General features: G+C 72.6%; 16 protein-coding genes and 1 tRNA gene. 9 read left to right on the forward strand and 8 right to left on the reverse strand.

Annotated elements, in window-relative coordinates; all coding sequences use genetic code 11:
- Window positions 1–26 precede the first annotated feature (26 nt).
- Window positions 27–1,112 carry a phosphate ABC transporter substrate-binding protein PstS gene (locus tag VR894_RS05870; RefSeq protein ID WP_324650404.1) on the forward strand — a complete coding sequence of 362 codons (1,086 nt, stop codon included), beginning with the start codon at window positions 27–29 and terminating at the stop codon, window positions 1,110–1,112.
- A 10-nt stretch (window positions 1,113–1,122) separates the two neighbouring features.
- Here the strand turns inward: VR894_RS05870 and VR894_RS05875 are convergent, their stop codons facing one another.
- Window positions 1,123–1,581: a hypothetical protein gene (locus VR894_RS05875; protein ID WP_324650405.1), complete on the reverse strand. Its 459-nt coding sequence runs from the start codon at window positions 1,579–1,581 to the stop codon at window positions 1,123–1,125.
- Window positions 1,582–1,760: 179 nt separating this feature from the next.
- Between VR894_RS05875 and VR894_RS05880 the strand changes: the two genes are divergently transcribed.
- Together VR894_RS05880 and ispD are read left to right on the forward strand one after the other, a co-directional pair.
- Window positions 1,761–2,243, forward strand: coding sequence for a CarD family transcriptional regulator (locus VR894_RS05880; protein ID WP_251305239.1), 483 nt, complete (start codon window positions 1,761–1,763; stop codon window positions 2,241–2,243).
- 5 nt (window positions 2,244–2,248) lie between these two features.
- Window positions 2,249–2,977 (forward strand): 2-C-methyl-D-erythritol 4-phosphate cytidylyltransferase, encoded by a 729-nt coding sequence (gene ispD / locus VR894_RS05885; protein ID WP_324650407.1) that lies wholly within the window; start codon window positions 2,249–2,251, stop codon window positions 2,975–2,977.
- On the opposite strand, the gene VR894_RS05890 is transcribed toward ispD, so the two are convergent.
- From VR894_RS05890 to VR894_RS05900, 3 genes are all read right to left on the reverse strand, one after another.
- Window positions 2,964–3,818 carry an RDD family protein gene (locus VR894_RS05890; RefSeq protein ID WP_324650408.1) on the reverse strand — a complete coding sequence of 285 codons (855 nt, stop codon included), beginning with the start codon at window positions 3,816–3,818 and terminating at the stop codon, window positions 2,964–2,966. The genes ispD and VR894_RS05890 overlap by 14 nt on opposite strands.
- Before the next feature lie 131 nt (window positions 3,819–3,949).
- Window positions 3,950–4,426, reverse strand: a complete 477-nt coding sequence (ispF, locus tag VR894_RS05895) for a 2-C-methyl-D-erythritol 2,4-cyclodiphosphate synthase (protein WP_324650409.1) — start codon at window positions 4,424–4,426, stop codon at window positions 3,950–3,952.
- 20 nt (window positions 4,427–4,446) lie between these two features.
- Window positions 4,447–5,811 carry an MFS transporter gene (locus VR894_RS05900; protein ID WP_324650410.1) on the reverse strand — a complete coding sequence of 455 codons (1,365 nt, stop codon included), beginning with the start codon at window positions 5,809–5,811 and terminating at the stop codon, window positions 4,447–4,449.
- 76 nt (window positions 5,812–5,887) lie between these two features.
- Here VR894_RS05900 and cysS point away from each other — a divergent pair, with 76 nt between their 5' ends.
- Both cysS and rlmB read left to right on the forward strand, forming a co-directional pair.
- Window positions 5,888–7,327, forward strand: a complete 1,440-nt coding sequence (cysS, locus tag VR894_RS05905; RefSeq protein WP_324650411.1) for a cysteine--tRNA ligase — start codon at window positions 5,888–5,890, stop codon at window positions 7,325–7,327.
- On the forward strand, window positions 7,327–8,286 hold the full coding sequence (gene rlmB, locus VR894_RS05910; protein WP_324650412.1) for a 23S rRNA (guanosine(2251)-2'-O)-methyltransferase RlmB: 960 nt from the start codon (window positions 7,327–7,329) through the stop codon (window positions 8,284–8,286). The genes cysS and rlmB overlap by 1 nt, the downstream gene beginning before the upstream one ends.
- Window positions 8,287–8,360: 74 nt before the next feature.
- On the opposite strand, the gene VR894_RS05915 is transcribed toward rlmB, so the two are convergent.
- The 4 genes from VR894_RS05915 to VR894_RS05930 form a co-directional block, all read right to left on the reverse strand.
- Window positions 8,361–9,599, reverse strand: a complete 1,239-nt coding sequence (locus tag VR894_RS05915) for a DUF4032 domain-containing protein (RefSeq protein WP_324650413.1) — start codon at window positions 9,597–9,599, stop codon at window positions 8,361–8,363.
- Window positions 9,600–9,673: 74 nt separating this feature from the next.
- Window positions 9,674–10,801, reverse strand: a complete 1,128-nt coding sequence (locus tag VR894_RS05920) for a sn-glycerol-3-phosphate ABC transporter ATP-binding protein UgpC (RefSeq protein WP_324650414.1) — start codon at window positions 10,799–10,801, stop codon at window positions 9,674–9,676.
- 167 nt (window positions 10,802–10,968) lie between these two features.
- A complete protein-coding gene (gene otsB / locus VR894_RS05925) occupies window positions 10,969–11,832 on the reverse strand; it encodes a trehalose-phosphatase (RefSeq protein ID WP_324650415.1) in 864 nt (287 codons plus the stop codon).
- On the reverse strand, window positions 11,829–13,250 hold the full coding sequence (locus tag VR894_RS05930; RefSeq protein ID WP_324650416.1) for a trehalose-6-phosphate synthase: 1,422 nt from the start codon (window positions 13,248–13,250) through the stop codon (window positions 11,829–11,831). Before VR894_RS05930 ends, otsB begins: the two co-directional genes overlap by 4 nt.
- Before the next feature lie 112 nt (window positions 13,251–13,362).
- Here VR894_RS05930 and VR894_RS05935 point away from each other — a divergent pair, with 112 nt between their 5' ends.
- From VR894_RS05935 to VR894_RS05950, 4 genes are all read left to right on the forward strand, one after another.
- A complete protein-coding gene (locus VR894_RS05935; protein ID WP_324650417.1) occupies window positions 13,363–15,003 on the forward strand; it encodes a serine/threonine-protein kinase in 1,641 nt (546 codons plus the stop codon).
- A 68-nt stretch (window positions 15,004–15,071) separates the two neighbouring features.
- The gene (locus tag VR894_RS05940; protein ID WP_324650418.1) at window positions 15,072–15,548 is read left to right on the forward strand and encodes a hypothetical protein; all 477 of its coding nucleotides are present in this window, start codon (window positions 15,072–15,074) and stop codon (window positions 15,546–15,548) included.
- A 94-nt stretch (window positions 15,549–15,642) separates the two neighbouring features.
- Window positions 15,643–16,410 (forward strand): DsbA family protein, encoded by a 768-nt coding sequence (locus tag VR894_RS05945; protein ID WP_324650419.1) that lies wholly within the window; start codon window positions 15,643–15,645, stop codon window positions 16,408–16,410.
- A gap of 91 nt (window positions 16,411–16,501) precedes the next feature.
- Window positions 16,502–16,574: transfer RNA gene (locus VR894_RS05950), tRNA-Thr, on the forward strand.
- Window positions 16,575–16,788: the final 214 nt, after the last annotated feature.

Consider the following 16,788-nt stretch of genomic DNA (forward strand, 5'->3'; position numbering starts at 1 on the left):
GGGCCACCGACGCGACAGGGGACGGGATGAGCAGGGGCACGCCGAGGCACGGGGTACGGATCGCGGCCGGCGCGGCGGCGCTCGCGCTCGCCGTCGCAGCGTGTGGCGGACACAGTGCCTCGGTGGCGGGTGCGGGATCCTCGGCGCAGGAGATCGCGATGCAGGCCTGGCTCGCCGGGCTCTACGACCTGCGCCCCGATCTCCTCGCGTCCTACGACCCGGTGGGCTCCGGCGCCGGACGCGAGATGTTCGTGACCGGTGCGGTCGACTTCGCGGGCTCCGACGCTCACCTCGACGAGGAGGAGTTCGCTCTCGCCCGGGAGCGGTGCGCCCCCGGCGAGGTGGTCGAGCTGCCGCTGTACATCTCGCCCATCGCGATCGCCTACCACCTGCCGGAGCTCGACGTCGAGCACCTGAAGCTCCAGCCGGAGACCATCGCCGCGATGTTCGACGGCCGCATCGAGCGTTGGGACGACCCGGCGATCGCGGAGACCAATCCCGGCGTCGACCTGCCCGCGCTGGACGTCGTGCCCGTCAACCGCTCCGACGACTCCGGGACGACGGAGAACTTCACCGAGTACCTCGCCGAGGCGGGCGGGGAGGCGTGGCCCTACGAGCCCGACGGGACCTGGCCACGCAGCGGCACACACTCCGGTCAGCAGAACGTCGGGGTGGTGTCCACGCTGTCCGCGGCCGAGGGCACCATCGGGTACGTCGACGCCTCGCAGGTGACCGCCGAGATGGGAACGGTCGCCGTCGGTGTCGGGGACGAGTTCGTGCCCTTCTCCCCGGAGGCCGCGGCCGCCGTCGTCGACGTGTCCCCGCCCGCGCCCGGGGCGAGTGACACCCGCCTGATCCTCGACCTCGACCGGGAGACCGACGCACCTGGCGCCTACCCGGTCGTCCTGGTCTCCTACACCCTCGCCTGCACGCGCTACGACAGCGCGGAGAAGGCGGAGGCCGTGCAGGCCTTGCTCAGCTACATCGCCAGCGAGGAGGGGCAGGAGCGTGCCGCCCGACCGGACGTCGCCGGCGCCGCGCCGATCTCCGCGGACCTGCGCGCCCGCGTGATGGACGCCGTCGACCGGATCAGCGGACCGGACGCCGGCTGACGAGGTCCGGTCAGGGGACGTAGGGCGCGTACGGCGGGAGCGCGTCGCCCAGCACGGGCACGGGAGCCGACACCGTCCCGTAGCCAGCCGTCTCGATGAGCGCCTCCGCCATGGCACCGGGCGGGACGGGCGTCGTCGGGATGACCACGACCTCCTCGGGTCCGAGGAGAACGGTCTGACCGGGTTCGAGCGACATCTGGATGCCGCCGTCCCCGATGGTCACACTCATGGCGACCTCCTCGACGCTGTCGTTGACGAGCGCGCCGAAGACCTGGCCCTCCGCGCCCTCCTCGTCCGCGAGGACCATGAGGTTCTCGACCCGCACGTCGTCGGAGATCTCCACCCGGACACCGTCTCCGGGCGCGTAGGGTTCCGTGGTCTGGATCGGCGTCATGAAGCTGCAGCCGGCGACGAGCGTAGAGGCGCCGATCACGGCGGCGGCCTGGAGCAGACGGTGCGGGCGGGCCAAGAGGGTCTCCTTAGTCGGCGGTTCAGCCCCAGGTTACCGGGCCTGCGCCCGTGTCCGCGCGGCCCACGAGGGTGGGTCTGCTCGCCCGGGTACGGCGCCCGTCCCGTCGGAAGCCGCGGAATATCGCCATTTCAGCGTGCTAGAATGGGTATTCCTCGCGACCAAGGAGTTATGCCACCATGACCTTCACCGTCGGTGAGACCGTCGTCTATCCACACCACGGAGCCGCCCTCATCGAGGCGATCTCGAAGAAGGTCATCAGGGGCGAGGAGAAGCTCTACCTCAAGCTGCGCGTCGCTCAGGGCGACCTCACGATCGAGGTCCCGGCCGACAACGTCGACCTCGTCGGCGTGCGTGACGTCGTCGGCAAGGAGGGCCTGGAGAAGGTCTTCGAGGTGCTGCGCGCGCCCTACACCGAGGAGCCGACGAACTGGTCGCGCCGGTACAAGGCGAACGTCGAGAAGATCGCCTCGGGTGACGTCATCAAGGTCGCGGAGGTCGTGCGCGACCTCTCGCGCCGCGACCAGGACCGCGGCCTGTCCGCCGGTGAGAAGCGGATGCTTGCCAAGGCCCGCCAGATCCTCGTCTCCGAGCTCGCTCTCGCCGAGCGCACCGAGGAGGACAAGGCCGAGGCGATGCTCGACGACGTCCTCGCCTCCTGACCCACGTGCACTGCGCCGCGGTCCTCACGGCTGCCGGCTCCGGCACCCGCCTCGGGCACGACCTGCCCAAGGCGCTCGTCCCCCTCGGCGGGACGCCTCTCGTCGTGCACGCCGCCCGGGCACTGGCCGACTCGCGGGTGGTCGACGCCGTCGTCGTCACGGCGCCGGCGGCGCAGCTCCGGCAGCTGACTGACCTCTTTCCCGGTGGCACGGTGCCCGGCAGCACCGTCCCGGCTTTCGTCGTCGCCGGCGGGCCGACCAGGCAGGCGTCCGTCGCCGCCGGCCTGGCCGCCGTGGACCAGGTCGCCGGCGACTGTGACCTCGTCCTCGTCCACGACGCGGCCCGGGCGCTCGCCGGCCCCGAGCTCGTCCGGCGCGTGGTGGCCGCCCTGGACTCCGGGAGGCGCGCCGTCGTGCCGTGCGTGCCCGTGACAGACACGGTCAAGCGCGTGCGGTCGCTGCCCGACGGCGGCGAGCTCGTCGTCGAGACCCCCGACCGGTCGACCCTGCGTGCCGTCCAGACGCCCCAGGGCTTCTCCCGCGAGCTGCTCCAGCGGGCGCACCGGGCCGGGGCCGACCGCGCGGACGACGAGACCCGCGCCGTCTCGGACGACGCGGGTCTCGTGGAGGCGCTCGGTGCCGAGGTCTACGTCGTGCCGGGGGAGCCCGCGGCGCTGAAGATCACGACGTCCGCCGACCTCGACCTCGCGGAGCGGCTGCTCAGCCGGTCCTGACGACCCGGGTGCCACCGGCGAAGGTGTCGTGCCATCCCTGACGGGTGGCGGTGTTGTTGCTGATCGTCACGGCGATGGCGATGACCGCCACCAGCGACAGCAGGCCGGAGACGAGGTCGCCGAGGAACGGGATGACGCCGAGCACGCCGATTGCCGTCCACGCGTTGCGCTTGGCCGCCTGCTCGAGCGTCGGGTTGCCGCCGGTCGGGCCGACGGTCCTGAGCTTGAGGAGCATCTTGCCGACGGTCTGGCCGGAGTTCGACTCCATGAGGGTGAAGTAGACCAGGGCGAGGACCGCCCCGAGCAGGGACATGACGATGCCCGGCCACCCGGTCGAGAACATCCCGAAGCCGCGCCCGGACGACGAGGCTGCGCTGAAGGCGATCGCGACGAGGATCGTGTTGATCACCGCCAGGACGATCCCGAGGAGGACGTAGTCGATGAGTCGCGCGACGAACCGGACGCCGAGGTCGGCGGGCTGGCCCTCGCGCGAGTACTGCGGCGCCTGCCCGGCGTAGTACGGGGGCTGCTGGCCGTACGGGGGCTGCTGGTTGTAAGGCTGGCCGCCTGGCTGCTGTCCGTAGGGCTGGCCGCCGGGCTGCTGGCCGTAGGGCTGGCCGCCTGGCTGCTGTCCGTAGGGCTGGCCACCGGGCTGCTGGCCGTACGGCTGGCCGTAGGGCGGCTGCTGACCCGCCTGCCCGGGTGGTGGGGGAGGCGTCTGGCCCGGGGGCGGCGGAGAAGCCGGGGGCTGCTGGCCGCCCCAACCGGGCGGGGGAGGCGGCTGGGATTCGGACGGCGGCTCACGGCGCTGGTCGGGACCGTCGGGGTGCTGCTCGCTCATGTCGTCCCTTTCGATATGGAGGTTCGCTGTCAGGCTAGTGAGTAACGCCTGCGAAGTGTCGGTTCCGGGCGAGATCGCTCCGAGAAACTCGTCCTTCCGGCGGCACCGTCACGCTGCCCCGCCGTGGGGCTTCAGCGGGCGACGAGGGCGGTGGCGACGGCGAGCAGCCCCTCACCCCGGCCGGGGAAGCCGAGCCCGTCCGTCGTCGTCGCGGAGAGGCTGACAGGTGCGCCGAGAGCGGCGCTCATCGCGGCGGCCGCCTCGGAGCGCCGGCCGCCGATGCGGGGGCGGTTGCCGATGACCTGGACGGCGACGTTGCCGATCTCGTAGCCCGCCTCGCGGACCAGCGCCGCCGTCGCCGCCAGGAACTCGGCCCCCGAGGCACCTGCCCAGCGCGGGTCGGCGGTGCCGAACCGTGACCCGAGGTCCCCCAGGTCCGCGGCCGAGAGGAGGGCGTCGCACGCCGCGTGGGCCGCGACGTCGCCGTCGGAGTGGCCCTCGAGGCCCGCCTCGCCCGGCCACTCCAGGCAGGCGAGGTGCAGCGGTCGGCCGGAGCCGGGCGGGGCGAAGGTATGGACGTCGGTCCCGATCCCGGTGCGCGGCAGCATGCTCGCCAGGGTAGCGAGGCTCAGGCGGGCGGTGGCTCGTCCAGGGCGCTCTCGCTGCGCACCGTGACGCGCACCGGGAGGAGCAGGAGCAGGCCGACCGTGAGCACGAGGACGATCCCGAGGATGCCCCAGTACTCCGCCTCCCGTGCCGTCAGGCCGGTCACCGCCACCCCGAGGGTGATCGCGAGGGAGAACGCCGCGGGAGCCAGGAAGCTCACCGCCCTGCCGGTGGTGGCGTAGAGGCCGAAGAGCTCGCCCTCCTTGCCCTTGGGGATGAGGCGGGCGAGGAAGGTGCGGGAGGCGGACTGGGCAGGCCCCACGAAGACGCACAGCAGCAGGCCGAGGGCCCAGAAGATGCTGGCACCGCGCTCGTGGAAGAAGAAGACGCCGAGGCCGGCGAGGATCATCGCGACCAGGGAGCCCATGATCACCCGCTTGGGACCGAGACGGTCGTCGAGGGCGCCGAAGGCGATCGTCGCGACTCCGGCGACGAGGTTGGCCGCCACCCCGAAGATGATGACCTCGCTGGCCGTGAACCCGAAGACGGTGAGGGCGATGACGCCGCCGAAGGTGAACACGCCCGCGAGCCCGTCACGGAAGATGGCGCTGGCGATGAGGAAGTAGACGGTGTGGTGGTCCTGGCGCCACACCCCGGCGATGGAGCGGAAGAGCAGCTTGTAGGAGCCGACCGGGCCGAGGCGGGGCAGGTTGCCGCGCGCGGACTTGTCGTCGCGCACCGTGAACAGCACCGGCAGGGAGAAGATCAGCGTCCACACGGCGCAGATGAGCATCGTCACCCGGATGTCCATGCCGTTCTCCGAGGTGATGCCGAAGAGCCCGACCTCCGGGTTGATGAACCCGAAGTAGACGAACAGCAGCAGGACGATTCCGCCGATGTAGCCCAGGCCCCACCCGAGGCCGGAGACGCGGCCGATCGTCGACGGCGTCGAGAGGTCGTTGAGCATCGCGTAGTAGTTCACCGAGGCGAACTCGAAGAAGACGTTGCCCACCGCGAGCAGGATGAGGCCGAGCCACAGGCGGCTCGGGTCGGCCTCGACGAAGAACATCGACGCCGAGACGACGACGACCGCCATCGTGTTGAACCCCAGCCAGAACGTGCGGCGCCCCGAGCGGTCCGAGCGAAGCCCCGCCACCGGGGCGCACAGCGCGATGACCGCGCCCGCCGCGGCCAGCACCCACCCGAGCTTCTGGGTCGCGCCCGGTCCGAAGGCGTCGGAGGTGAGGTACGGCGTGAAGACGAAGGTGGTGATGACCGCGTTGAACGCCGCCGACCCCCAGTCCCACAGGCTCCAGGCGTACACGGGCCAGCCGAAACGGCGCCGCGTGGACTGCGGTGTGGTCGGTGTCACGCGCGCTGTGCTCACCCGGGCACCGTAGCGCCCCGCGGTGACGGGAGGGTGACATCGGAGCGGCGGGGCCGGGCGCCGGTAGCCTGGGCACGTGAGCCTGCGACTTCATGACTCCGCCACCCGGTCGGACCGCGAGCTGGTGCCCCTCGTCCCCGGACGGGTCGGCATCTACCTGTGTGGTGCGACGGTCCAGGGTGCGCCGCACGTGGGCCACCTGCGTTCGGCGATCGCCTTCGACGTCCTCGCCCGGTGGCTGCGCCGTCAGGGCCTGGAGGTGACCCTCGTCCGCAACGTCACCGACATCGACGACAAGATCCTGGCCAAGTCCGCCCAGGCCGGCGTGCCGTGGTGGGCGTGGGCGTACCGCTTCGAGCAGGAGTTCACCGCCGCCTACGACGCCGTCGGCGTCGGCCGCCCGACGTACGAGCCCCGCGCCACCGGTCACGTCACCGAGATGGCCGCCCTCATCGACCGTCTCCTCGAGCGGGGCCACGCCTACCGCGGCGAGGGCGCCAACGTGTACTTCGACGTCCGCTCCTTCGCGGAGTACGGCAGCCTCACCCGCCAGCGGCTGGAGAACATGTCCACGCTCGAGGAGGAGGAGGCGAGCGACAAGCGCGACCCTCGCGACTTCGCGCTGTGGAAGACCCCCAAGGACGCCGAACCGCCGTCCGCCGCGTGGGACACCCCCTACGGCCGCGGCCGGCCGGGCTGGCACCTGGAGTGCTCCGCGATGGCGCACCGCTACCTCGGGGAGTCCTTCGACATCCACGGCGGCGGCATCGACCTGCGCTTCCCGCACCACGAGAACGAGCTGGCCCAGTCCCGGGCCGCCGGCCACGGATTCGCCCAGCACTGGATGCACAACGCCTGGGTGACCGTCGGCGGCGAGAAGATGAGCAAGTCGCTGGGCAACTCGCTCACGGTCACCAACGTCCTGGCCCAGGTCCCCGCGGTCGTGCTGCGCTTCGCCCTGGGCAGCGCCCACTACCGGTCGACGGTCGAGTTCTCCGAGGCGTCGCTGGCCGAGGCCACGAGCATCTGGGAGCGCCTCAGCGGTTTCGTCGCGCGCGCCGTCGAGCGCGTGGGTGAGGTCACCGCCGAGGAGGTCGCGAGCCGCCCGATCTCCGCGCTGCCGCCCGCCTTCGTCGCCGCCATGGACGACGACCTCAACGTCTCGGCCGCGCTCGCCGCCGTCCACGAGCAGGTGCGCGCCGGCAACAACGCGCTCGCAGCCGGGGAGGACAGCGTGGTGTGGCAGGCGCAGGTCCAGGTGCGCTCCATGCTCGACGTCCTGGGCCTGGACCCGCTCGCGGCTCCCTGGGCCACCACCGGCGGGCCCGACGACGCCGCGCGCGACGCGCTGGACGCCCTCGTGCCCGCGATCCTGGCCGAACGTGAGGAAGCCCGCAGGGCCAAGGACTGGGCGAGGGCCGACTCGCTGCGCGACCAGCTGCAGGACGCCGGTATCGTCATCGAGGACTCACAGGACGGTGCCAGGTGGCAGCTGGGGACGAGAGGAGGCCGTTGATGGCCGGGAACTCCAAGCGCCGCGGCGCAGTACGCAAGGCCGGGTCGAAGAAGGGGCCGCAGGTCGGCAGCGGTGGGCAGCGTCGGCGTGGCCTCGAGGGGCGCGGCCCGACACCGAAGGCGACCGAGCGCCCGCACCACCCCGCCGCGGCGCGCAAGGCCGCCGCGGAGAAGCGCAAGACGCAGCCCCGCAAGCCGGCAGCCACCCCCCGACCGACCGGCGGGCGCGAGATCGTCGCCGGGCGCAACTCCGTCGTCGAGGCGGTCCGTGCCGGCATCCCCGTCGACCACGTCTACCTCGCGTCCCGGCCGGAGTCAGACGAGCGCATCGGTGAGGTCCTGCGGGTCGTCACCGCCCGCAACCTCCCACTGCTGGAGATCACCAAGGGTGAGCTCGACCGCCTCACCGACGGAGCCAACCACCAGGGCATCGCGATGCAGGTGCCTCCGTACGAGTACGCGGACCCGAGGGAGCTGCTCGAGCGGGCGCAGGGTCACCGTCCGCTCATCGTCGCGCTCGACGGGGTCACCGACCCGCACAACCTCGGCGCCGTCCTCCGGTCCGCCGGGGCGTTCGGCGTCGACGGCGTCCTCGTCCCGGAGCGCCGCTCGGCCGGCATGACGGCCGCCGTGTGGAAGGTGTCCGCCGGAGCGGCGGCCCGCGTCCCGGTGGCCAGGGCGACGAACCTCGTCCGTGCGTTGCAGGACTACCAGAAGGCCGGCTGCTTCGTCGTCGGCCTCGACGGTCAGGCGCCCACCGCGGTGGCCGACCTCGAGCTGGCGTCCGAGCCCCTCGTCGTCGTCATCGGGTCGGAGGGCAAGGGGCTGTCCCGGCTCGTGCGGCAGACCTGCGACTCGGTCGCCGGCATCCCCATCGCCTCGACGGTGGAGTCGCTGAACGCCGCGGTGGCGGCCGGGATCAGCCTCTACGAGATCGCCCGGATCCGCGCCACCCGCTGACGGCGCTCCAGCTCCTCCCGGGCCTCGCGGCGACACGACCGAGTCCGGCGCCCCTCGGCGGGGCGCCCGGCGGCTCAGAGGTCGTCGTACCGGGGGATGTCTACGCCCAGCAGGGACCGCTCGTCCGGCCGGTGACGCAGCACGTGGTCGACGTAGGAGCGGACCGCCTCGGGAAGGGGCACGTCGCGACGCTGGTCCTGGGAGAGGAACCAGCGGTGCTCGAGCACCTCGTGGAAGATCTCGGCCGGCTCCAGCTTTCCGCGCAGCTCCCGCGGGATGGCGCGCACCGTGGGCTCGAAGACCTTCCCCAGCCAGTCGTGGGCGACGAACTCCTCCTCCTCGCCCTGCCGGTCGGTCGCCGCCCGGTAGGCGTCGAGGTCGTTGAGCATGCGCCGGGCCTGGTTCTCCTGGACGTCCAGGCCGGTGAGCCGCATCATCCGGCGGTGGTGGTGGCCGGCGTCGACGACCTTCGGCTGGATCTGCACGCTGGTGCCGTCGACGTCGGTGGTCATCGACAGCTCCCCGACGTCGAAGCCGAGGTCGTTGAGCCGGTCGATGCGGGCGGCCACGCGCCACCGCTCGCCGGTGTCGAAGGACTCCGAGTCGGTGAGCTCGCGCCACAGCGTGGTGTACCGCTCGGCGATCCGGTTGCCGACCTCGATCGTGTCGACGTCCTCGTCGAGGATCTCGCCGGCCTGGAGGTCCATGAGCTCGCCGATGATGTTCGTGCGCGCGATGTCGAGGTCGTACTCGCGCTGGCCGACGGTGAGCGTGGGCTGGAACTCACCGGTCTCGGCGTCGACGAGGTAGGCGGCGAAGGCGCCCGCGTCGCGCCGGAACAGGGTGTTCGACAGCGAGACGTCACCCCAGTAGAAGCCCAGGAGGTGCAGGCGCACGAGGAGGACGGCGAGGGCGTCGATGAGCCGGGTGGCGGTGTCGGGCCGGAGGTACTGGGAGAACAGGGCGCGGTAGGGCAGCGAGAACTGCAGGTGCTCGGTGACGAGCACCGAGTCGAGCGGCTCACCCTGGGGGGTCGCCCGCCCGGTGATGACGGCCAGCGGCTGCACCGAGGGTGCCTCGAGGCGGTTGAGGTTGCGCAGCATCTCGTACTCGTGGAACGCGACCGTCTCACCGATCTCCTTGATGGCGATGACACGGCCGGAGAGCCGGACGAAACGCACGACGTGCCGGGAGATGCCGCGGGGCAGCGCGGCCAGCACCGACTCCGGCCACTCCTCGAGCGGGACCTCCCAGGGCAGGTCGAGGAGGGCAGGGTCCAGCCGCGCAGCGGTGATCTCCAGGGACTGTGCCATCGGTCGTGCTCCTCATGACGTGCCGCAGGGGCGAACCCGACGGTATCGGGTCCGCCCCTGCGGCACGCTGTCGGTCAGTCGGGCAGACGCTCGCCGGTCGCCACGGCGAAGTTGTGCTGCTCGCCCTGGCGGATGCGGGCGTAGATGGTGTCACCCTTCATCGGGACGTCACGCGGATCGATGCGCACGATGATCTCCGACTCACCGGCGCCCGAGGAAATGTGCTTGGCCAGCTCCTCCGAGCCGGCCAGCCGGCCGTAGACGAAGGCGTCGGAGCCGAGCTCCTCGACCAGGTCGACGGTCACCGGGATCGAGCCCTCGGTGTTGGGCGGCACGCGGTCGAGCGACTCGGGGCGGAAGCCGAGGATGATCTGGCCGTTGTTCTCGCTGCCCAGCGCGTTGATCGTGGTCCGGCTCAGCGGCACGCGTGCCTCCCCGAGGACGGCGGCGCCGTCCTCGATGTGGAAGGTGCCCAGGTTCATGGCGGGGGAGCCGATGAACCCGGCGACGAAGACGTTCGCCGGCGTGTCGTACATGTCGCGGGGGGTGCCGACCTGCTGGAGCACGCCGTCCTTGAGCACCGCGATGCGGTCGCCCATGGTCAGCGCCTCGGTCTGGTCGTGGGTGACGTAGACCGTGGTGACGCCGAGGCGGCGCTGCAGCGAGGCGATCTGGGTGCGGGTCTGGACGCGGAGCTTGGCGTCGAGGTTCGACAGCGGCTCGTCCATGAGGAACACCTGCGGCTGGCGCACGATCGCGCGGCCCATGGCCACACGCTGACGCTGACCACCGGAGAGGGCCTTGGGCTTGCGGTCGAGGTACTCGGACAGGTCGAGGATCTTCGCTGCCTCCTCGACCCGCTGGCGGATCTCGGTCTTCGGCTTGCCCGCGATCTTCAGCGCGAAGCCCATGTTGTCCGCGACGGACATGTGCGGGTAGAGCGCGTAGTTCTGGAAGACCATCGCGATGTCGCGGTCCTTGGGCTGGACGTCGGTGACGTCGCGGTCACCGATGAGGATCCGCCCGGCGTTGACGTCCTCGAGTCCTGCGAGCATGCGCAGCGACGTGGACTTCCCGCAGCCGGAGGGGCCGACGAGGACGAGGAACTCGCCGTCGGCGACCTCGAGGTTGAGTGCGTCCACGGCCGGGCGCTCGGTGCCCGGGTAGATGCGCGTCGCGTTGTCGAACGTGACTGAAGCCATGATGATGTGTCCCTTCACCGGCAGGTACGTGCCGGACGATCCGTTGTGAAGAGTGTCAGGTGTCTGCCTTGACACTGGCCCGTCCGCAGAGCTGGCTGACTCCGAGTCTGGACTAGTGCTCAGTGTGGCACAGGTCCCACCGATTGCCCCCACGAGTGTGGGTGGCCTCACACCTGCTGGCGCAGCTCCAGGAAGCGCAGGAGGACGGCGGCGAACTCGTCGGGGTCCGCGACCCGGTAGCCGGCTGCGGTGGGCCCGTCGCCCACCTTGATCCCGACGTCGTCGGGGCCGAGGACCGCGAAGGCGTCCTCGTCGGTGACGTCGTCGCCGGCGAACAGGACCCCCTGGGGCGCGACGTCGGCGCGGAGCTCGACGACGGCGTCGCCCTTGGTCGCGTTGACCACCGCCATCTCGACGACGTCCTTGCCCTGCTGCACGCGCAGGCCCGGACGGGCGCCCGGGCCGGACAGGACCGCGTCGGTGAGGGCGCGCGCGTCCTCGGGGCTGCACTGGCGGGAGTGGACGACGACGGAGGCCGGCTTGGTCTCGACCCAGGCGCCCTCGTAGCCCTCGACGAGGGCGCCGGCCTCGCGGAGCACCTCGGCCCGGAGGTCGGCCTGCCCGTCGCTGAGCTGGAGCGGTTCGGCGACGAGCTCGACGGTCTGCTGCGGGGAGAGGCCGACGTGACCGCGCTGGGCGCCGTGGCTGCCGACGACACGCGTGCCGACCGGGACCTCGGCGAGGGAGACGAGCGTGGTGGCCTCCCGTCCCGATATGAGGGCGAGGTGGACGCCGGGGGCCTCGTCGAGGCGGGCGAGGGCGTCGACCGCCGCGGGCACGATCCGGGAGGCGGTCGGGTCGTCGACGAGCGGGGCGAGCACGCCGTCGAAGTCGAGCGCGACGAGGACCGAGGGCAGGGCGGCGAGGTCGCGCAGCGCCTGGTCCAAACCCTCCTCGAGGTGCTGGACGAAGAGCGGTGCGTCGACGCCTGGGCCGGGCACGCCCGGGTCGGGGTTCATGGGCTCGGTCATCCGTCGTTCCTTCTGGTCGAGAGGGCGCTGAGGAACTGGTCGGCCCAGCGCTGGACGTCGTACTCGAGGACCCGGCGGCGCAGGGCGCGCATCCTGCGCCTGCGCTCACGCGGTTCCATCCCGATGGCCCGCATGATCGCGGTCTTCGTGCCGTCGATGTCGTGGGGGTTGATGAGCAGCGCCTGGCCGAGCTCGTCGGCGGCCCCCGTGAACTCGGACAGGACGAGCACGCCGCCGAGGTCGCGCCGCGCGGCGATGTACTCCTTCGCGACGAGGTTCATGCCGTCGCGCAGGGAGGTGACGAGCATGACGTCGGCGGCCAGGTAGAGCGCGGCCATCTCCTCCGCCGGGTAGGAGTGGTGCAAGTAGTGGACGGCCGGCCGGCCGAGGACGCCGTAGTCCCCGTTGATGCGGCCGACGGTCACCTCGATCTCGTCGCGCAGCTGCCGGTACTGGTCCACGCGTTCCCGGGACGGGCTGGCGATCTGGACGAGTGTCGTCTCCGGCGGGGTGACGCGGCCGTCGGCGAGCAGCTCCCCGAAGGCCTTGAGCCGGTGGCGGATGCCCTTGGTGTAGTCGAGCCGGTCCACGCCGAGGAGCAGCACGTCGGGGCTGCCCAGCTCCTTACGGATCTCGACGGCGCGTCGCTGGACCGGATCGCTGGCGGCCATCTCGTCGAAGGAGGCGGTGTCGATGGAGATCGGGAACGCGGCGGCGCGCACCCGCCGCTCCGGCCGGGACCACCGGGCGCCCACGGTGACGGTGCGGCCCTTGGTGGTGAGCGGGGTGAGGCGGCGCACCGCCCGCATGAAGTTGGAGGCGTCCGAGGAGCGCTGGAAGCCGATGAGGTCGGCGCCGAGCAGACCCTCGACGACCTGCCGCCGCCAGGGGAGCTGGCTGAAGATCTCGACGGGTGGGAAGGGGATGTGGTTGAAGAAGCCGATGCGGACGTCGGGCCGCAGCATCCGGAGCACGGCGGGGACGAGCTGGAGCTGGTAGTCGTGGACCCACACGGTGCCGCCCTCGGCGACAGCCTCGGCCGCCGCGGCGGCGAACCGGCGGTTGACAGCGACGTAGGCGTTCCACCAGTGGCGGTGGTACTCGGGCGGGACGATGACGTCGTGGTACAGCGGCCACAGCGTGCCGTTGGAGAAGCCCTCGTAGTAGTTCTCGACCTCCTGCCCGCTGAGCGTGACCGGCCACACGCGGATGCCGTCCGCCTCGAAGGGGTCGAGCGAGAGGTCCGGGCTCCCGGCCCAGCCGACCCACGCGCCCTCGTGCTTGCGCATGACCGGAGCGAGCGCGGTGACCAGGCCTCCGGGTGAGCGGGTCCATTCGACCGCACCCTCCGAGCTCAGTGTGATGTCGACGGGAAGGCGGTTGGCGACGACGACGATCGAGTGCTCACCTGCAGGCATGGGGCTCCGGTCCTCTCGGGGTCTCCGGCCGAGGCTACCCGGGGCACGTGGACCCGGCATGGGGACCACCCCTGCGTCCGGCGCCCGCAGGCCGGCTCGGTAGGTTGTCGTCATGCAGGTGATCGAGGGGTACCACCTCGTGCGGCGCATCGGTGCCGGCGGGATGGGCACGGTGCACGAGGCGCTCGACGCCGACGGCAACCGCGTGGCCGTCAAGGTGCTCCACGACGCCATCGCCGCGGACCCCGCCGCCCGGCAGCGGCTGCGCCGCGAGGTCGAGCTGCTCCACCGGGTGCGCGGCGAGGGCGTCGCGCGGGTGCTCGACGCGGAGGTCGAGGGCGCCACGGCCTTCGTCGTCACCGAGCTCATCGACGGCCCCACGCTCGAGGACGACGTCCGCGACAACGGCCCGCTCGCTGACGACGAGCTCGGTGGGCTCGCGCACGGCCTCGCCGAAGGCCTGGACGCGATCCACGCCGCGGGCATCGCCCACCGCGACCTCAAGCCCGGCAACGTCATGCTCTCACCGCGCGGGCCGGTCATCATCGACTTCGGGATCGCGCAGGTCGCCGACGACGTCCGCCTCACCCAGACCGGCATGGTCACCGGGACCCCCGGCTACCTCGACCCCGACGTCATCGCGGGGGCTGACCCCGGCCCCGCGGGGGACTGGTGGGCGTGGGCCGCCGTCCTCACCTTCGCGGCGACGGGCCGGCCGCCGTTCGGACGGGGAAGCATGCAGACCGTCCTCGCGCGGGTGAGCACCGGTGTGGTCGACACCGAGGGGCTTCCCGAGGGGCTCGCGACGGTGCTGGCCGCCGCCCTCGACCCCGAGCCGGCCCGCCGGCTCCCGCCCCGGGAGGTGCTGGCGGCGCTCGACGGCGAGTGGGACCGTCCCGCGCTGCAGGCGCTGCTCGCCGACCCGCCCGCACCGGTGCCGCGTACCGACGTGCTGCCGTCGGCGGTCGCGCCGTCGGCGAGCTCCACCCGGGTCATGGCGCCCGTGGCGCCGACCGGCAGCATGCCCGCACCGGAGCGGTCATGGCAGCCGCAGCCGGCGGAGCCGTGGCCACCGGGTCAGGCGCCGCAGCAGGGGGGACCGTGGCCGGGGCCCGGGCCCTGGCCCGGCGGCGGGGGGCCGATGCCGCCGCAGGGGTGGGCTCCGGTCGAGGAGGTCCCCGCCTGGGCCCGGCCGCCGCGCCGGCGCACGGCGACGGTGGCTGCCCTCGGTCTCGGCACCACGGCGCTCGCGGTCGTGGCACCGGGGTACTGGGTGATCGGCGTGGTGCTGCTCGTCGTGGTCCTCGCCGGCGTGGGTCGTGGGGCGCGGCGGCTGCGGGCCTCCCGGATGCGGCGCGGGCGGCGTCGTGCGGACGCCGCCGGTGCCTGGCTCGGCACGCCGGTGCACCTCCTGTGGGCGGTCGGCGCGATCCTGCCCGGTCTGCTGCTCGCGGGCGTCCTCGCGGCAGGGGGCTGGTGGGCCGCCCACGCGGCGGCCGACCCCCCGGTGGAGCTGCACCCCTGGCTGCTGTGGGGTGCGGGCGCGCTCGGTCTCGGTGTCATGTGGACCGTGCCCCCGTCGGAGGCGGCTCGCGAGGGGGCCCGCGTCGTCCTCGGCGGCGTGCCCCAACCGGTGCGCGCGGCCCTCGCGTTGCTCGCGGTGGGGGCGGCGCTCGTCATGGCCGGGCTCATCCTGGCGGGGTCCCCGCCGGAGCCGGTGTGGACCCCCCTGCCGGCGGCGCCGGTGTCCTGACCCGTCCGGTGCGCGGGATTCGTCACGGGTCGTCGCCGAACGGGGCACGCGGCACGTACGCTGACCCGGTGCACCGCGCCCGCCTCCTCACGCGCCTCGGCCTCGGCCTGGCCGTGCTGCTGCCTGCGCTCGCGGCAGTGCTCGGCGGCGCCGTGCAGGTGACGCGCTGCGTCGCGGTCCCCGGCGGGCTGGCCCAGGTCGGTGTCCACCTGGCGCTGCTGCGCCCCGCGGAGGAGTGCCCGACCACGGGGGTCGCGCTGGGTGGCGAGAGTGAGCAGGTGCTCGCCGTCGTCGTCATGCTCACCCTGCCGATGCTGCTGCTCCACGCCGGTGTGCTCGCCGGCGGCTGGGGAGCGGCCAGCGCGGTGCGGCGGTCGCTCGCGCGACTGGCCCGCCTCGTCCCGCTCGGCAGGGTTCCCGCGCCCAGACCCCTCGTCGTCCCCGCGAGCCGGTGCGACGTCGTCGGGCACGTGCCCGGACCCGTCTCGCGCGTTCCCGGAACGGTCCCGCTGCTGCGCGGGCCGCCGACGGCGCTGCCGGCCTGAGTGCCCGCCCGACCCGCCCCGGGCACGCGCACTGCCGGTTGCACGGCGGACCGTCAGAATCCGGGCGCACGCCCACAGACCCAGGAGATCCCTCATGTCCAACGCCAAGGTGAACAAGCAGGAGCGGCGCGACGCCGCCCGTGAGCAGGCCCGCAAGCTCCGCGAGGCGCAGCAGCGCCGGGAGAAGCGCAACCGGCTCCTCATCATCGCCGGTGTCGTCGTCTTCATCGCGATCGTCGCCGCCGCGCTCTTCTCGATCATCAGCTCGGCCAACAGGGCGCCCCTCGAGGGCGTCGACGAGCGTCCCGCCGGTGCCACGGAGAACGGCGCGATCCAGGTCGGTGCCGACGGCGTGGGCTCGGAGAACGAGGGAGCGCCGGTCGTGGACCTCTACCTCGACTACCTGTGCACCTACTGCGCGCAGTTCGAGGCACTCAACGCCGGGGTCCTGGAGGAGCTCGCCGCGAACGGCGAGGCGACCGTGAACTACCACCCGATCACCTACATCACGGCGTCCGACTTCAACATGCGGGCCTCCAACGCGGCCGCTGTCGTGGCCACCGAGTCCCCCGAGCACTTCACCGAGTTCAACGAGCAGCTCTTCGCCGCCCAGGGCGAGGGTGGCGCGACGCCGCTGAGCGACGACCAGGTCGCCGACATCGCCCGTGAGATCGGGATCCCCGACGACGTCATCGAGTCCTTCGGTGACGGCCAGTACACCGAGTGGGTCGAGGGCATCACCGAGCAGGCCCGCCGCGACGACATCGGCGGGACGCCGACCGTCCTCATCGACGGCGAGGAGTTCACCGGCTGGCAGCAGGAGGGCGCCCTGGCCCAGGCCGTGGCCGACGCCGCGGCCTGATCCGGCGTGTGCCGGGCGGGATCTGGCACACTTCTCGGGGCGGGGCCCGTGTGGCCCCGCCCCGCAGGACCGGCTCACGTCCGGTTCGCCCGCCGCCTTAGCTCAGCTGGTAGAGCACCCGCCTTGTAAGCGGACGGTCGTCGGTTCGAATCCGACAGGCGGCTCAGCAGCCCTCCTCGCCGACGCTCCGCAATGTCTCACGGAGCGGTGCCGTCGGCCGATCTATAAGGTGCACGGCCCAGTCGCTTCCCCCGGTGGCTGGGCCGTGTCCCATGTCGCTCACCCGATGTCGGAGCCGGGGTTCCGGGTGGGTTCCGGCGGCCGCCGCGGTGTCCGAACCGTTGCCCGAGCACCGCGACGCGTGCCAGGCTCGGTGGA

It is taken from the genome of Georgenia sp. H159, assembly GCF_035607575.1.
Lineage (GTDB): Bacteria > Actinomycetota > Actinomycetes > Actinomycetales > Actinomycetaceae > Oceanitalea.